The sequence below is a fragment of the Dyella sp. M7H15-1 genome (assembly GCF_004114615.1).
GTDB lineage: Bacteria > Pseudomonadota > Gammaproteobacteria > Xanthomonadales > Rhodanobacteraceae > Dyella_B.
Genome location: NZ_CP035300.1, coordinates 2,433,966 through 2,449,403, shown reverse-complemented (window position 1 = coordinate 2,449,403; position 15,438 = coordinate 2,433,966). Strand labels below are relative to the sequence as shown.

General features: G+C 59.0%; 18 protein-coding genes. 5 read left to right on the top strand and 13 right to left on the bottom strand.

The window, feature by feature from the left end; all coding sequences use genetic code 11:
- From EO087_RS11365 to EO087_RS11345, 5 genes are all read left to right on the top strand, one after another.
- Complete coding sequence (locus EO087_RS11365) at positions 1–714, top strand: FadR/GntR family transcriptional regulator (protein ID WP_128898965.1); 714 nt, start codon at positions 1–3, stop codon at positions 712–714.
- On the top strand, positions 711–1,664 hold the full coding sequence (locus tag EO087_RS11360; protein WP_128898964.1) for a 2-dehydro-3-deoxygalactonokinase: 954 nt from the start codon (positions 711–713) through the stop codon (positions 1,662–1,664). Before EO087_RS11365 ends, EO087_RS11360 begins: the two co-directional genes overlap by 4 nt.
- Positions 1,661–2,296, top strand: coding sequence for a 2-dehydro-3-deoxy-6-phosphogalactonate aldolase (locus tag EO087_RS11355; RefSeq protein ID WP_128898963.1), 636 nt, complete (start codon positions 1,661–1,663; stop codon positions 2,294–2,296). The genes EO087_RS11360 and EO087_RS11355 overlap by 4 nt, the downstream gene beginning before the upstream one ends.
- Positions 2,293–3,441: a galactonate dehydratase gene (gene dgoD / locus EO087_RS11350; protein ID WP_128898962.1), complete on the top strand. Its 1,149-nt coding sequence runs from the start codon at positions 2,293–2,295 to the stop codon at positions 3,439–3,441. The genes EO087_RS11355 and dgoD overlap by 4 nt, the downstream gene beginning before the upstream one ends.
- A gap of 195 nt (positions 3,442–3,636) precedes the next feature.
- Positions 3,637–4,254 (top strand): OmpH family outer membrane protein, encoded by a 618-nt coding sequence (locus EO087_RS11345; RefSeq protein ID WP_128898961.1) that lies wholly within the window; start codon positions 3,637–3,639, stop codon positions 4,252–4,254.
- A 249-nt stretch (positions 4,255–4,503) separates the two neighbouring features.
- Here EO087_RS11345 and EO087_RS11340 read toward each other — a convergent pair whose 3' ends face one another.
- From EO087_RS11340 to zwf, 13 genes are all read right to left on the bottom strand, one after another.
- Positions 4,504–5,139, bottom strand: coding sequence for a DUF4142 domain-containing protein (locus EO087_RS11340; RefSeq protein ID WP_128898960.1), 636 nt, complete (start codon positions 5,137–5,139; stop codon positions 4,504–4,506).
- A 275-nt stretch (positions 5,140–5,414) separates the two neighbouring features.
- Positions 5,415–5,837, bottom strand: coding sequence for a F0F1 ATP synthase subunit epsilon (locus tag EO087_RS11335; protein WP_128898959.1), 423 nt, complete (start codon positions 5,835–5,837; stop codon positions 5,415–5,417).
- A gap of 95 nt (positions 5,838–5,932) precedes the next feature.
- Complete coding sequence (gene atpD, locus EO087_RS11330) at positions 5,933–7,366, bottom strand: F0F1 ATP synthase subunit beta (RefSeq protein ID WP_128898958.1); 1,434 nt, start codon at positions 7,364–7,366, stop codon at positions 5,933–5,935.
- Positions 7,367–7,501: 135 nt separating this feature from the next.
- Positions 7,502–8,401, bottom strand: coding sequence for a F0F1 ATP synthase subunit gamma (gene atpG, locus EO087_RS11325; protein ID WP_128898957.1), 900 nt, complete (start codon positions 8,399–8,401; stop codon positions 7,502–7,504).
- Positions 8,402–8,519: 118 nt separating this feature from the next.
- Positions 8,520–10,070 (bottom strand): F0F1 ATP synthase subunit alpha, encoded by a 1,551-nt coding sequence (gene atpA, locus EO087_RS11320; RefSeq protein ID WP_128898956.1) that lies wholly within the window; start codon positions 10,068–10,070, stop codon positions 8,520–8,522.
- A gap of 90 nt (positions 10,071–10,160) precedes the next feature.
- Positions 10,161–10,697: a F0F1 ATP synthase subunit delta gene (locus EO087_RS11315; protein WP_128898955.1), complete on the bottom strand. Its 537-nt coding sequence runs from the start codon at positions 10,695–10,697 to the stop codon at positions 10,161–10,163.
- Positions 10,698–10,700: 3 nt separating this feature from the next.
- Positions 10,701–11,171 (bottom strand): F0F1 ATP synthase subunit B, encoded by a 471-nt coding sequence (locus tag EO087_RS11310; protein ID WP_128898954.1) that lies wholly within the window; start codon positions 11,169–11,171, stop codon positions 10,701–10,703.
- Between the two features lie 84 nt (positions 11,172–11,255).
- The gene (gene atpE, locus EO087_RS11305) at positions 11,256–11,543 is read right to left on the bottom strand and encodes a F0F1 ATP synthase subunit C (RefSeq protein ID WP_128898953.1); all 288 of its coding nucleotides are present in this window, start codon (positions 11,541–11,543) and stop codon (positions 11,256–11,258) included.
- 54 nt (positions 11,544–11,597) lie between these two features.
- Positions 11,598–12,407 carry a F0F1 ATP synthase subunit A gene (atpB, locus tag EO087_RS11300; RefSeq protein ID WP_128898952.1) on the bottom strand — a complete coding sequence of 270 codons (810 nt, stop codon included), beginning with the start codon at positions 12,405–12,407 and terminating at the stop codon, positions 11,598–11,600.
- Between the two features lie 3 nt (positions 12,408–12,410).
- Entirely contained in the window at positions 12,411–12,881 is a 471-nt protein-coding gene (locus EO087_RS11295) for an ATP synthase I (RefSeq protein WP_240669034.1), read from the bottom strand.
- A gap of 133 nt (positions 12,882–13,014) precedes the next feature.
- The gene (locus EO087_RS11290) at positions 13,015–13,530 is read right to left on the bottom strand and encodes a phasin family protein (RefSeq protein WP_240669033.1); all 516 of its coding nucleotides are present in this window, start codon (positions 13,528–13,530) and stop codon (positions 13,015–13,017) included.
- A 47-nt stretch (positions 13,531–13,577) separates the two neighbouring features.
- On the bottom strand, positions 13,578–13,940 hold the full coding sequence (queD, locus tag EO087_RS11285; RefSeq protein WP_128898951.1) for a 6-carboxytetrahydropterin synthase QueD: 363 nt from the start codon (positions 13,938–13,940) through the stop codon (positions 13,578–13,580).
- Positions 13,941–13,998: 58 nt separating this feature from the next.
- Entirely contained in the window at positions 13,999–15,438 is a 1,440-nt protein-coding gene (gene zwf / locus EO087_RS11280; RefSeq protein WP_128898950.1) for a glucose-6-phosphate dehydrogenase, read from the bottom strand.

Genomic DNA, 15,438 nt, shown 5'->3' with positions numbered 1-15,438 from the left:
ATGAGAGCCCCGATCGCCCGCAACCTGCACGGCCACGTCATCCAGGAGCTTGGTGTGCGTATCGTCAACGGCGCACTCCAACCGGGCGAGGCGTTGCCGCGCGAGGAAATGTTGGCGAAGCAGATGGCGGTGAGCCGCACGGCCCTGCGCGAAGCGATGCGCGTACTTTCCGCCAAGGGTCTGATCGAGGCGCGGCCGAAAGTCGGTACGCGTGTGCGCGAGGAACGCTACTGGCAACAGCTCGACGCCGAGGTGCTGGCATGGCGCTGCGCCTCGATGCCCACCGCGGATTTCGTGCAGAAGCTAGCGGAGATGCGCGAGATTTTCGAGCCCGCCGCAGCCGCTCTGGCAGCGCGCCGCCGCAATGTCGATCAATTCGAGCACATCGAAACGGCTTACAAGGCGATGGAGGCTTCGTGCAATAGCGATGAATGGGCGGTAGCCGACCTGGCCTTCCATGAGGCCGTGCTGGTCGCTACCAACAACGAGTTGATGATTTCGCTGTTCTCCGTGGTGGAAACCGCGCTCGGTTCCTACTTTGTGCTCTCGGCACGCAAGAGCAACGATTTCAAGTATTCATTGCCTTGTCACCGCAAGGTCTATGAAGCGATCCGCCGGCGCCAGCCTGAAGTGGCACGTCGCGCCATGCAACGGATGATTCTCGATTCGCGCGCTCATATCACCGGTAAGCCGCGCAGCAGGAAATTCGCATGACTACCCGAGCACGGCTGATCGGTCTGGATTGGGGTACCAGCAGTCTGCGTGCCTATCTCTTTGATGCCGGCGGCATAGTGGTCGACACACGCCAGCATGCATGGGGTATCCGTCACTTGCCGGAAGGCGATTATCCCGCAGCGCTGCGTGCGATCACGTCGGGCTGGCCGCCCTGCACCATCGTCGCGTCCGGCATGGTCGGCAGTCGGCAGGGCTGGTGCGAGGCGCCCTATGTCGACTTGCCCGCCGATGCGCAGGCTATCGCACGTGGCATGGTGCGTGTTGAAGCCTGTACCAGCCATGCGCTATGGATTGCACCCGGTTTGCGCAGGGTCCGTCCTGCCGATGTGATGCGTGGTGAGGAAACACAAATCATCGGTACCCTGGCGCAGCATCCGGCTTACCGGAACAACGCACGCTTCGTATTGCCCGGAACGCACAGCAAATGGGCCACGGTCAACGATGGGCGCATCGTCGCCTTCGATACGGTGATGACCGGCGAGCTGTACGCCTTGCTGATGAAACATTCCATCCTGGGGGTGGGCGCTTCCGCCGAGTCCACCCACCCCTTCTCGCATGTCGCCTTTGTGCGTGGCCTGCGCGCGATAAAGGAAAGTGGTGCAGCGGGTCTCTCCAGTTGCCTATTCTCGACACGCGCCTTGATGCTGGCTGGCCAGCTTGCGTTCGACGACCTGCTGGATTTCCTTTCCGGTTTGCTGATCGGCGAAGAATTCCGCATCGCTCTGTTGCGTGATGGTGGTATCGCACCGCTTTGCCTGATCGGCGAACCTTTGCTGTGCCAGCGTTACCTCAGTGCTGCGGCGATCTTTGGCTATCCCATACCGTCGGTGATCGACGATGCCGCCGCGCAGGGACTCTGGCAACTGGCCTCGGTGGCCGGCTTGCTTGAACAAGCTGTTCTGCATTCTTATTCGGGAGCCGACGCATGATCCGCACTTGGCTGGATCCCTTTCCTCTGGTAGCCATCCTTCGCGGCCTACGGCCGTCGGACGCGCTGGATGTAGGCCGTGCGCTTGCCGACGCGTGTTTTCGCGTGATCGAAGTTCCGATGAATTCGCCGGAACCGCTCGAAAGCATTCGCTTGCTGTCCTCCGCACTGGGTGACAACTTTCTGATTGGCGCAGGCACCGTCATGAGTGTCGAGCAGGTTGCGCAGATTGCCGCCGCCGGTGGCCGCCTGATCGTGATGCCGCACGCTGACACCGTCGTGATCGCAGAGGCCAAGCGCGCCGGCATGTATTGCGTGCCGGGTGTTGCCACCCCTACTGAAGCGTTTTCGGCGATCCAGGCCGGCGCTGACGCCATCAAGCTGTTTCCCGCCGAACAACTGGGACCGGCCGCGCTCAAGGCTTGGCGCGCTGTGATACCGCGCGATCTCGTCGTGCTGCCGGTTGGTGGCATCGCGCCTGAATCGATGGCGCCCTACATCGCGGCTGGCGCCAACGGTTTTGGCCTTGGTTCCGCGCTCTACGTCCCTGGCCGCAGCGCTGACGATATCGGTCGCCGCGCTCGCGCCTTTGCACGAGCCTGGAAGGAAGGCTCTCAAGGAATTCACACATGAAGATCACCCGTCTCACCACTTTCCTGGTTCCGCCGCGATGGCTGTTTGTGCGGGTGGATACCGACGAGGGCATCAGCGGCTGGGGCGAGCCGGTGGTGGAGGGGCGCGCGCATACCGTGGCGGCGGCGGTCGATGAGCTATCGGATTATCTGGTCGGCAAGGATCCGCGCCATATCGAAGATCACTGGAACGTGCTGTATCGCGGCGGCTTCTATCGCGGCGGCCCGATCTTGATGAGCGCCATCGCCGGTATCGATCAGGCGCTGTGGGATATCAAGGGCAAGCACCTTGGCGTACCCGTGCATACCTTGCTGGGTGGACCGGTGCGCGAACGCATCCGCGTGTATTCGTGGATCGGCGGGGATCGTCCGGCGGATACGGCCAAGGCTGCCAAGGATGCGGTGGCGCGTGGCTTCACCGCCGTGAAAATGAACGCCACCGAAGAAATGCACTTCGTCGACACCTATGCGAAAGTGCAACGCGTACTGGAAAACGTGCAGGCGGTGCGCGATGCCGTGGGTCAGGATATCGGTCTTGGCCTCGATTTCCATGGCCGCGTGCACAAGCCGATGGCTAAGGTGCTGATGCGCGAGCTGGCGCCGTTCAAGCTGATGTTTATCGAGGAGCCCGTGCTGTCGGATCACCTGGAAGCCATTCCGGAACTCGCCACGATGTCCCCCGCACCGATTGCACTGGGTGAGCGACTGTACTCGCGCTACGACTTCAAACGCGTGTTCGAGACGGGCGGCGTGGACATCATCCAGCCTGATCCGTCCCATGCCGGCGGCATTACCGAAACCCACAAGATCGCCACCATGGCCGAGGCTTACGACGTCGCGCTCGCCCTGCACTGCCCGCTCGGCCCGATCGCGCTGGCGGCCAATCTGCAGCTCGATGCGATCTGCCACAACGCTTTTATCCAGGAACAAAGCCTGGGCATTCACTACAACGCTGCCAACGATCTGCTCGATTACGTGACCGATCGCAGCGTGTTCGCCTATGAGAACGGCTATGTCACCATTCCGGGCGGACCGGGCCTGGGCGTTGAAGTCAATGAAGCCTATGTCGCCGAGCGTGCGGTGGTGGGACATCGCTGGCGTAATCCGATCTGGCGCCATAGTGACGGCAGCATGGCCGAGTGGTAAGCACTCGGCCAGTAAGGATTTGCAAGGCCAGCAGGCCCAGTGGCAGATGCAAAAGGCGTAGTTTGAACAGGAGCGCAAAGAATCAATCGGGCTCTTGGCAGGATGCCGCAGCGCTAAAAGCGCCGTGCCCGGTGCAAAACGCCGGCATTAATGCGATCTTATTCATTTCGCACTTCACCCAATAAAGGAATCGCGATGCGTATCGACCGAACCCTTATGGCTCTTGCAGTAGTTGCTCTGGTCGGAATGCCAGCCACTGCCGCGCACGCCCAGGCCAGCACCGGCGGCAACATGCCGCTGAATGGCCCTGCGGTGGCCAGCATCTGCCTGTTGTCCCGCGAGGCGATCTTCGCCAATGCCAAGGTCGGCCTGGCCGCTTCGGCACGCTTGAAGCAGTTGGCCGAACAAGCACAGAGGCAGATTGATGCCGAGCGCAAGCCGCTCGATGCAGACGTGCAGGCGTACCGTGCGAAAGCCTCGTCGCTCTCCGCCGATCAGCGTCAATCGCAGGAACAGGCTCTGGCACAACGCATGCAAGCCGTGCAGACCGATCAGCAGACCAAAGGGCGGCAGTTGGAGGCCACCCGCGCCAAGGCGATGGACCAGATCGCACAATACACACAACCGGTGATCGTCAGTGCGTATAACAGCAAGAACTGCGGCTTGCTGCTGGATCGCGCCGTGGTGCTGGGCGGCAACATGACCAACGACCTAACGCCAGCCGTGGTGCAGGGTCTGGATGCCAAGATCACTACCATCTCGTTCAATCTGGAACCGGCGCCTGCCGTTAACTCCGGTAGCCGCACGCCGTAACGGATTCTTCGCAAGAGGATGTGAGTGCCATTCGAACATCCATGCTTCTGATTGGCAGCTTGTCCCCGACGTCTTCGCCATGGATGGCGCAGACGCCAGCAACCATCCACATTGCAGGCTGGGTTCCTCCTGTGTCGATGCGGCTGTCAATGATCATCCAACTTTGCCGTGGGCAACCAAGATCGTGCCCATGCTGAAGTGCAGACCGAATACTTGCGACAGCAACAGTCGAGCTTGATCGTTAGCGCATCACCACGGTGCCGTAACGATCGAGGTAAGCGGCTCACCCATGAACATCATGGCTTTGCTCGAGCGGGTATCCGTTGCAGTCAATACCTGCTGATGTGCTGCCGGCGCCCAATCCGACGAACGCAGTACTGTGAGCGCCACCATCAGATTGCCTTGCAGCTCAGGTACGGCTTTGCGCACGATGTTATGCAGCGCGAGGTTGGTGGAATTGGCCTTGCTGCATTCGTATGCGGAAATGATCCTGTTGTGATCTCGCACCAGCAGACCGGCATAGGATTTGTCGAAAGCATCGCCACTCAACGCTTGTAGCGAGGTCATCGATGCTTCGTTGTTCGCGGCAGGTTTCATGCTGCCTACACCTGTGGCTAGCAATCGCACGAGATTGGCATCGAGGTCCATGCGCTCATGCATGACCGTGTTGGCAAGGCCGATGACTTTCTGGTTTTGCGATTTCTGCAAAGCCAGTTTCGCCATGGTGATCTGCGCGGCGTTGTCCGACATAGCCTGGATCAGAAAGCCCTGCTCCTCCGCGCTCAATGGCGGGTTGTCGGCGGCCCGGGTCAATCTGGGTGCAAGCGTCAGCAGTACAACCACCCATGACGCCAATACGAAGCCAAACAAGTGTGCCGTGCGCATAAGCCCTTCCCACTTATTGCATGAGCAATGGATGCCCCCTAGTTGCCAATGTGAACTGTGAGAAGTTCAAAGATTGTTTAAAATTTGTCAGACTCTCATAGCAGCGCTTATGAGCGTTGCGACGGTGTCTGTGTGTGTCGTTGTTGCGAGGTCCACGATGAGCAACGTGGTTACAGCGGGCAAACGTTTTCTGCACAAGCGAGCTTTTCCCGACGACCGCTCGCTACGAAAGATAAGGAGCTGAGCTTGCGTTTTGCTGCATAAGGTTCCGGGCCTTAGTGCTTGAGGTTCTTGCGCAAGCGCTCCAGCGCTTGAAGCTGGGCCAGTGCTTGGGCCAGCTTGGCCTGAGCCTCAGCCACTTCAACGGCATCGGTGCGATTGGCCAGCGCGGCTTCGGCTTCCTTCTTGGCACGCTGCGCCGCGGCTTCGTCCAGATCGGCGGCACGAGCGGCCGTGTCGGCCAACACCGTTACCACTTGCGGCTGCACTTCCAGGATGCCGCCGGAAACGTAGAACTGCTGGCGCTCACCACCTTCCAGCACCACGTCAATGTGGCCCGGCTTGAGGCGGGTGATCAGCGGCGCGTGACGGGGCGTAATACCCAACTCGCCCAGCTCGCCGGTGGCGACCACCATCACCGCTTCACCATGAAAGATCTCGGCCTCGGCACTGACGATGTCGCAACGAATGGTGCTCATAGAATTTCTCGCTTCGCTCGAAGGGAATCGGGAGTGGGGAACCGCGAAAGGCGCTCTGTCGATTCCCTATTCCCGATTGACGATTCCCAGCTTAATCAGGCCGCCTTCTTGGCAGCCATTTCCTCTGCCTTCTTGATGGCTTCGTCGATGGTGCCGACCATGTAGAACGCTTGTTCCGGAATATGGTCCACGTCGCCGTCGACGATCATTTTGAAGCCACGGATGGTTTCTTTCAGCGTCACGTACTTGCCCGGTGAGCCGGTGAACACTTCGGCTACATGGAACGGCTGTGAGAAAAAGCGCTCGCACTTACGTGCGCGGTACACGACCTGCTTGTCTTCTTCGGACAGTTCGTCCATGCCGAGAATCGCGATGATGTCCTTCAGTTCCTTGTAACGCTGCAGCATGCCCTGCACGCGACGGGCCACGTCGTAATGCTCCTGACCCACCACCTGCGGATCGAGCTGGCGGCTGGTGGAGTCCAGCGGATCCACGGCCGGGTAGATACCCAGCGCCGCGATGTTGCGCGACAAGGTCACGGTGGAGTCCAAGTGCGCAAAGGTGGTGGCTGGCGACGGGTCGGTCAGGTCGTCCGCGGGCACGTACACGGCCTGGATCGAGGTGATCGAGCCGGTCTTGGTGGACGTGATGCGTTCCTGCAGCACGCCCATTTCTTCGGCAAGCGTCGGCTGGTAACCCACGGCGGACGGCATACGGCCAAGCAGTGCGGACACCTCGGTACCAGCCAGGGTGTAGCGGTAGATGTTGTCGACGAAGAACAGCACGTCACGGCCCTTGCCGTGTTCGTCCTTCTCGTCGCGGAAGTATTCGGCCATGGTCAGGCCGGTCAGGGCCACGCGCAGACGATTGCCCGGCGGCTCGTTCATCTGGCCGTACACCATCGCCACTTTCGACTCCGGTAGGTTGTCGATCTTCACGACGCCGGCGTCCTGCATTTCGTGATAGAAGTCGTTGCCTTCGCGGGTACGCTCACCCACGCCAGCGAACACCGACAGACCCGAGTGCTGGGTGGCGATGTTGTTGATGAGTTCAAGCATGTTCACGGTCTTGCCCACGCCGGCGCCGCCGAACAAGCCGACTTTGCCGCCCTTGGCGAATGGGCACACCAGGTCGATCACCTTGATGCCGGTTTCCAGCAGCTCGTTGGCCAGCGCCTGTTCGTCGTAAGCCGGGGCCTCGCGGTGGATGACCCAATGGTCTTCCGCCTTGATCGGACCGACTTCATCGATCGGATTGCCGAGCACGTCCATGATGCGGCCGAGGGTGGCCTTACCGACCGGCACCTTGATGCCTTCACCGGTATTGCGCGCGACAAGGCCACGTTTCAGGCCGTCAGTGGAACCGAGGGCGATCGTACGCACGATGCCGTCGCCGAGCACCTGCTGGACTTCCAGCGTGATCTCGGTACCGTCGATTTTCAGTGCGTCATACACCTGCGGCACCTGATCGCGTGCGAACTCGACGTCGATAACCGCGCCGATGATCTGTACAACTTTGCCCTGACTCATGGATGTGCTCCGGATGGATCTTTAAAAAAGTGTTTGGTCTTTACTGCCAAAGCGCCGCCTGGGCGTCGCTCTCAAATTTAAAAGTGCTGTCATGGAAGGCAGCTTTTTAATCTTCGCGGTCATGGATGACCGCACTTATACAGCTGCGGCACCACCTACGATTTCAGAAATTTCTTGAGTAATCGCGGCCTGACGCGCCTTGTTGTAGCTGAGCGTCAGCTCGCCGATCACTTTGGTAGCGTTGTCCGACGCGGACTTCATCGCGACCATGCGAGCGGCGTGTTCGCTGGCGAGGTTTTCCAGCACGGCCTGGTACACCACTGACTCGATATAACGGCCGAGGACGTGCTCAAGCACCGTAGCGGCATCGGGTTCGTAGATGTAATCCCAGTCATGCGACTGCTCCAACGCAACACCCTTCACGTGCTGTGCTTCCAGCTCCGCGGCCACCGCGGGCAGCGGCAGCAGCGCGTCGATGGACGGCTTCTGCGTCATGGTGTTGACGAAGTCGTTGTAGGCCAGAAAAACGCGATCTAGCTTGCCTTCCGAATACGAATCCAGCACCACCTTGATGACGCCGATGAGCTGCTCGACCTTCGGACGCTCACCCAGATGCGTGACGCTACCGACCAGATTCACACCCTTGATGCGCCGAAAAAATTGCACTGCTTTCTGTCCAATCGCAACCACGTCAACTTGCACGCCCTTGTCTTGCCATTCGCGGATGGCGGGCAGCAAGCGACGGAACAGGTTGGAGTTGAGGCCGCCGCAGAGGCCGCGATCGGTCGTTACGACCACGTAACCTACGCGCGCGACCTTCTCGCGTTCGTTGAGAAACGGGTGACTGAAGTCCGTGCTGGCCTGCGCAACGTGAGCGATCACCTTGCGCATGGAACGCGCATAGGGACGTGAAGTTTTCATTAGATCCTGCGCCTTGCGGATCTTGGAGGCCGAGACCATTTCAAGCGCACGCGTCACTTTACGCATGTTTTGCGTGCTCTTGATTTTGGATTTGATTTCACGTCCGCCTGCCATGTGCTTCGCTCGCTATGCTTGCTATGTCGTGAATCGGAAATCATCCATCGGGAATCGCAGCAAATGCACAATGCGCTTTGACGATTCCCGATTTCCGATTGACGATTCCCTGCTCTTGTTACCAGCTACCGGTCTTCTTGTACTCGTCAAGACCGGCCTTGAAGCTCGCCTCGATGTCGTTGTTCCAGTCGCCGGTCGCCACGATCTTCTTGATCAGATCTGCGTAGTTCTGATGGAAGAAGGCATGCAACCCCTTTTCGAACGGCAACACCTTGTTCACCGGCAGATCGTCCAGGTAGCCCTTCTCAGCGGCGTACACGGACAAGGCCAGTTCAGCAATCGACAGCGGCGCATACTGCGACTGCTTCATCAGCTCGGTGACGCGCTGGCCGCGATCGAGCTGGGCACGCGTAGCTGGGTCGAGATCCGAAGCGAACTGTGCGAATGCCGCCAGCTCACGGTATTGAGCAAGCGCCAGCTTCACACCACCGGACAGCTTCTTCACGATCTTGGTCTGCGCAGAGCCGCCCACGCGCGATACCGAGATGCCAGCGTTCACGGCTGGACGAATACCAGCGTTGAACAGGTCGGTTTCCAGAAAGATCTGGCCGTCAGTGATTGAGATAACGTTGGTCGGCACGAATGCGGACACGTCGCCAGCCTGCGTTTCGATGATCGGCAGCGCGGTGAGCGAACCGGTCTTGCCTTTCACTTCGCCGTGGGTGAATTTTTCGACGTACTCTTCGGACACGCGCGCAGCACGCTCAAGCAGACGCGAGTGCAGATAGAACACGTCACCCGGATAGGCTTCGCGTCCCGGCGGGCGCTTCAACAGCAGCGAGATCTGGCGGTAGGCCACAGCCTGCTTGGACAGGTCGTCATAGATGATCAGCGCATCTTCGCCGCGGTCGCGGAAGTATTCACCCATGGCACAACCGGAGTATGGCGCGATGTATTGCAACGCGGCCGATTCGGAAGCGGAAGCAACGACCACAATGGTGTTGGCCAGCGCGCCATTCTCTTCCAGCTTGCGCACCACGTTGGCGATCGACGAGCGCTTCTGGCCGATGGCGACATAGATACACTTAATGCCGGAGTCTTTCTGGTTGATGATCGCATCGACGGCCAGCGCGGTCTTGCCGGTCTGGCGGTCGCCAATGATCAGTTCGCGCTGACCGCGGCCGATCGGAATCATCGAGTCGACCGACTTGTAGCCCGTTTGCACCGGCTGATTGACTGACTTGCGCCACACCACGCCAGGCGCAACCTTTTCGATCGGCGAGCTGAGCTTGGCATTGATCGAGCCCTTGCCATCGATGGGGTTGCCCAGTGAATCGACGACGCGGCCGAGCATTTCTGGGCCAACCGGCACTTCAAGAATGCGACCGGTCGTCTTGGCAACGTCGCCTTCGCGCAGATGCTGGTATTCACCCAATACTACCGCGCCAACGGAGTCGCGCTCAAGGTTCAGGGCCAGCGCAAACGAATTGCCCGGCAATTCGATCATTTCGCCCTGCATCGCATCGGCCAGGCCGTGGATGCGCACGATGCCGTCGGACACGCTGATGATCGTGCCCTCGTTGCGGGCCTCCGCGCCAAGCTTGAACTGCTCGATGCGATGTTTGATCAGTTCACTGATCTCTGACGGGTTCAGGGTGGTGCTAGACATGGTCGTTATCCTGAATGTGTATGCTTTTCTTTAAGAGTCCGGCCATGGATGGCAGGTTTTTGCTCTTCGCGAAGAGGACTTCGCGTGAAACTAATTTGTGAGAGCCGAAGCCAGGCGCTGCAGACGACCGCGGACGGAGCCGTCGATCACCTCGCTGCCTGTATCGATCAGCACGCCGCCGAGCAGCGAAGGATCGACCTGGGTATCCAGTTCGATCTCGCGCTTGAAGCGACGCTTGAGCGATGCCTTGAGCTGTTCAGCCTGCGCAGCATCCAGAGGTATGGCACTGGTGACTTTCACCAGCAACTGCGACTCGGCTTCGCGTTTGTAGGTTTCATAGAGCGAACCCACTTCCGGCAGCAGTGTCATGCGACGTTTTTCAGCCAATTCCCCGAGGAACTTGCCGAAGGCACCTTCGGCTTTGTCGCCATTGGGTAGGTGCAACGCAACCAGTTGGTTCGGTTGCACACGCGGGTCGGAGCTCAGCGCGGTCACGCGCGGATCTTTCGCCACTTCCGCGGCGAAAGCCAGCGCCTGCGACCAGTCGGCGAGTGAACCATCCGCCTGCGCCAACTCGAAAGCGGCACGGGCGTAGGGGCGAGCAAGCGTGATTGCCTGGGCTGCCATCGATCAGATCTCGGTGGCGAGCTGGTCGAGCAACGCTCTGTGTGCCGCCGGGTCGATCTCACGCTGCACGATCTTCGATGCACCCTGAACAGCCAGTGCGCCGACGCGTTCACGTAGATCTTCGCGGGCGCGCTGCGCCATCGAAGCGATATCGTCCTGCGCGACCGCTTTCAGGCGGTTGATCTCGGACACCGCGTCGGCACGGGCCTTGTCAAGGATCTGGTTGGCCTGCTGCTGGGCGCGGTCGATGATTTCGGCAGCCTGCTGGCGTGCTTGCTTGATCTCGGCTGCCACTTTGTTGTCGGCTTCCTTCAGCTCGGCATGCGCGCGCTCGGCGGCATTGAGGCCCTCAGCGATTTTTAGCTGGCGTTCTTCGATGGCCTTGGTGATGTGCGGCCAAATGAAGTGGACGCAAAACCAGATCAGAATGGCGAATGCGATCATTTCGCCGATCAAGGTCGCGTTGAATTCCATCGCTGCGTTACCTGTACATGTGGATGGCTAAGAGATGCAACCGTGCGATCACGGCTGCACCCGGAAATGGACTACCAGACGGGATTAACCGCCCGTGGCAGTCTTCAGCGCGTTCAGCAGCGGATTGGTGAACGCGAAGAACATTGCCAGCGCCACACCAATCAGGAACGCCGCGTCGATCAGGCCGGCTAGCAGAAACATGCGGCCTTGCAGCAGTGGCACCAGCTCAGGCTGGCGGGCGGCAGCCTCGAGGAACTTCGAACCCATGATGCCGATGCCGATACAGGCGCCAAGCGCACCGAAACCGATGATCAGGCCAAGGGCGATAGCGGTAAAGCCCTGGACTTGGGCAAGGTGAGCAACTAGTTCCACGGTGTTCTCCTCAAGAAAAGAAAAGCAGTTGTTCTTACAAACAAAGTGAATGACTCAGTGGTGATCGTGGGCCATCGAGATATACACGATGGTGAGCACCATGAAGATAAAGGCCTGAATCGAGATGATCAGGATGTGGAAGATGCCCCACACCGCATAACCGATCACGCCCATGCCATAAAGCACCCAGCTACCGGCGCTGAACAGGCCTGCGATCAACATGAACACCAGTTCGCCAGCGTACATGTTGCCGAACAATCGCATCGACAGACTGACCGGCTTGGACAGCAGCTCGACGATGTTCAACAGGAAATTGGGAATCCACAGGGTCGGATGGGCGCCGAACGGCGCTGTGAAGAGTTCGTGTGTATAGCCACTGAAGCCTTTCGCCTTGAAGCTATAAAAAATCACCAGCAACAACACGGTGATCGACATCGCAAAGGTCAGGTTGAGATCGGCGGTGGGCACGGAACGGAAGTGGCCGATGCCGAATTGGTATGTGATCCAGGGCAGCAGATCAACCGGCAGCAGATCCATGGCGTTCATCAGGAACACCCAGACAAACACGGTCAGCGCCAATGGGCCGAGGAAGCGGCGATCGCCGTGGAAAACGTCCTTGACTTGACCATCGACGAACTCGAGCACGATTTCGACGAAGGCCTGGCCCTTGCTAGGAACGCCAGACGTGGCCTTGCGAGCCTTGGCCCAGAACCACAGGCAGAACACCACGCCCAACGCCAACGATACGGTCAGCGAGTCGATATGCACCGACCAGAAGCCGCCTTCGCTAATCTGCACCGGCTTGAAATGGCGCAAGTGGTGCGTGATGTATTCGGTAAGACCGCCCTGCGGCTCGCTTGCCATCTTTTAACCCTTAAATCTGAACGCCAGCAGATTAACCGCATAAGCAGCCGCCAGCCCCGTGATGGCAGCTAACGGCGGCAATTTGTATTGAAACATGATCGTGATCATCCCCCCGATGATCACGATCCATTTCAGGATCATGCCTATCAGTAAGTGCCCCAGCGCAATGCCGGCGCCGCTTACCTGGCTAAAGAACCTCAGCGAAAGCAGCACGGTTCCCAACGCCACGATCGTTGCCCCCGCCGCTGCCGCTATCGCTTCGCGAAGTCCCAACGTCGCAAAAACGAGGCCCACAATAAGCGCCGCGAATAGCTGCCAAAGCAGTAATCGCAGCGCAAGACGTCGACCGGAAGCAAGACTGTTGAGCACGTGAGGTTCCTGCGGTTTCCGCACCAGGCATTCAACACGCCACGGGCCACGATCCAATCCGGAAAAGTATATCAGCGTGACTTTTGGACCAGCAAGCTGACCCATGTGCGACATGCCGCCTCACGAGGGCTGTACGGACAAGGACGTGCTGATAAGGACGTGCTGATAAGAAAAGGGCCGGACGCAGAGGCCCGGCCCAATGGCAAATCGCAAGGGAATCGCGATGGCAGGAAGACGATTACTTGGCAGCGGCTGCAGCGGCCTTCTTGATGGCAGCAACTGGAGCGGCCACGGCCTCGTTGGCAGCTTTTTGCTGTTCCTGCAGGAGCGCGTTGAGGGACTCGGCGGTCTTCTGGGCTACGGCAACCACTTCCTTGGTGACGGCCACAGCGCTCTCAGCCTGTTCGCGACCCAGGGACGTGCCCTTTTCCCACAGGCCACGCAAGGCTTCGATGTCACGCACTTCAGCCGCCTGGGCAATGAAGTCAGCGGTAACCTGAGCCTGCTTTTCCAGGGCTGCGAGCTGCAGTTCGGCGACCTGCTCTAGACCTCTGATGGTCAGGGCGTGCGCCTTAAATGCATTGTCGGAAAGCTGCTTGGCATAAGCAAAAATCTGGGAGTTCAGTTGCTGGGTCATGACTTTGTCCCTCAACGGGAAGTGGGAGAGTGGGATAAAGACTAGCAAGGCTTTTTGTGCGGCGCAATATCTTTTTTTAAAAAAGATTCGACACTTCACAAAATCTTCAACAAACACAATCAACTGGTAACAAAGAATTAATTTTGCATCGCGTCAAATTTGTGTCAAAAGCTATCCCGGGTACAGGATGCCCCAGATGTGCAGGTCTCATGCACGACAACCTTGTTCAGCCCCGGCAGAACAGGTTCCAGATGTCGCCAGATCCAGCGCGCCAGCATTTCGCTGGTAGGATTTTCAAGCCCTTCGATGTCGTTGAGGTAATGATGGTCCAGCCGGTCGTAGAGCGGCGCAAAAGCCATCTTCACATCGGCAAAGTCCATCACCCAGCCCAGCTTGGGATCAGGCTCGCCGCGCAGATGAATTTCGATGCGGAATGAATGACCATGCAGCCGCGCGCACTTGTGCCCGACTGGAACATTGGGCAACCGATGCGCAGCCTCGATCTGGAAAACTTTGAAGATATGCATAACGCCATTCTACCGCTGCGCCTTGCGGGGTCGCAGCGATGGCCGCTGCGGCCCCGGCTCAGCCATCCCCATCCAGGGCGATCGGCCGCCAGTCATGACCGAGATCGAGCAATCGCGCTTGCGTATCAGGACCTTCGGAACCTGCCGGATAGAAATTCGGCGCACCTTTCTCCCAGGCCCTCAACACAGGCGAGAGCACTCGCCACGCCCATTCCACTTCGTCAAAACGCAGGAAGTTCGAGCGATCGCCGCCTAGCGCATCCACCAGCAACTGTTCGTAGGCGGAAAATTCCCGATCGTTCGGTGTTGCATAAGGCGCCGTCAACGTCACCGGACGTCCTGCCAATTTCACGCCTGGCTGCTTGGCGGTCACCAGCAAATCCATGCGTTCAACTGGACGAATACGGAAAATCATCCAGTTGTTGCCCGCATGCACAGCATGCGGAATCGGACCCGGCACCTCGCGAAACTGCACGGCAATTTCAGAGTAGTTACTGGCTAACCGCTTGCCGCTGCGCAAATAGAACGGCACGCCACGCCAACGCCAATTGTCCACTTCCAGTCGTAAGGCAGCGAAAGTCTCCGTGTCGGAGCCCCGTTTCACACCGGGCTCGTTGCGATAACCGATCATTTTTTTGCGCCCAAGCTTGCCGGCTCGATATTGCCCGCGCACAGCATGCTTGTTGATCGTCTTTGCAGTGATTGGCGTGACGGAGCGCAACACTTCAACCTTGTGATCGCGCAGCACTTCCGCATCCCAGCTCGAAGGCGGTTCCATCGCAGTAAGGCTGAACAACTGCATCAGATGATTTTGCAACATGTCACGCAAGGCACCCGCCTTGTCGTAATAAGCGGCACGCTGTTCCACGCCCAGGGTTTCGGCGTAGGTGATCTGCACTTGCGCAATGTTCTGTGCGTTCCAGATGGGTTCGAGAAAGCGGTTGGCAAAACGGAACACCATCAGGTTCTGGGTGGTTTCCTTGCCGAGGAAGTGATCGATACGCAGGATCTGTTCTTCTTCCCAATACGTATGCATCTGCCCGCGCAAGGCTTCGGCGGAAGCCAGATCGGTGCCGAACGGCTTTTCCACTACCAGACGCCGCCAACCGCCGCGCGGGCTCTCTGAAAAACCGGCTTCGCCGAGCGCTGTGGCTGCTACACCAAACAACGGAGGTGGCAATGCAAGATAAAACATGGTGGCCGGGCTCAGCTTGCCCTTGAGCGCGACAAGCTGATCCGCTTTCAATTCGCCACCTACATAATCGAGCTGGCGACGGAAGCGATTCCACTGCGCTGGCTTGAAGTCCATCGCAAAGGCTTGCAACGCTTCATGGATATGCTGCTCGAAATGCGCACGACTCCATGGTTCCATGGCATAACCGACGATGCGCAAATCCGGGGTCAAGCCTAGCGCGTGCAGGCGATACAGCGCCGGCATCAACAGCCGCTTGGTGAGATCGCCGCTGGCGCCAAGAATCACGAGCGTGGCGGCGGTCAT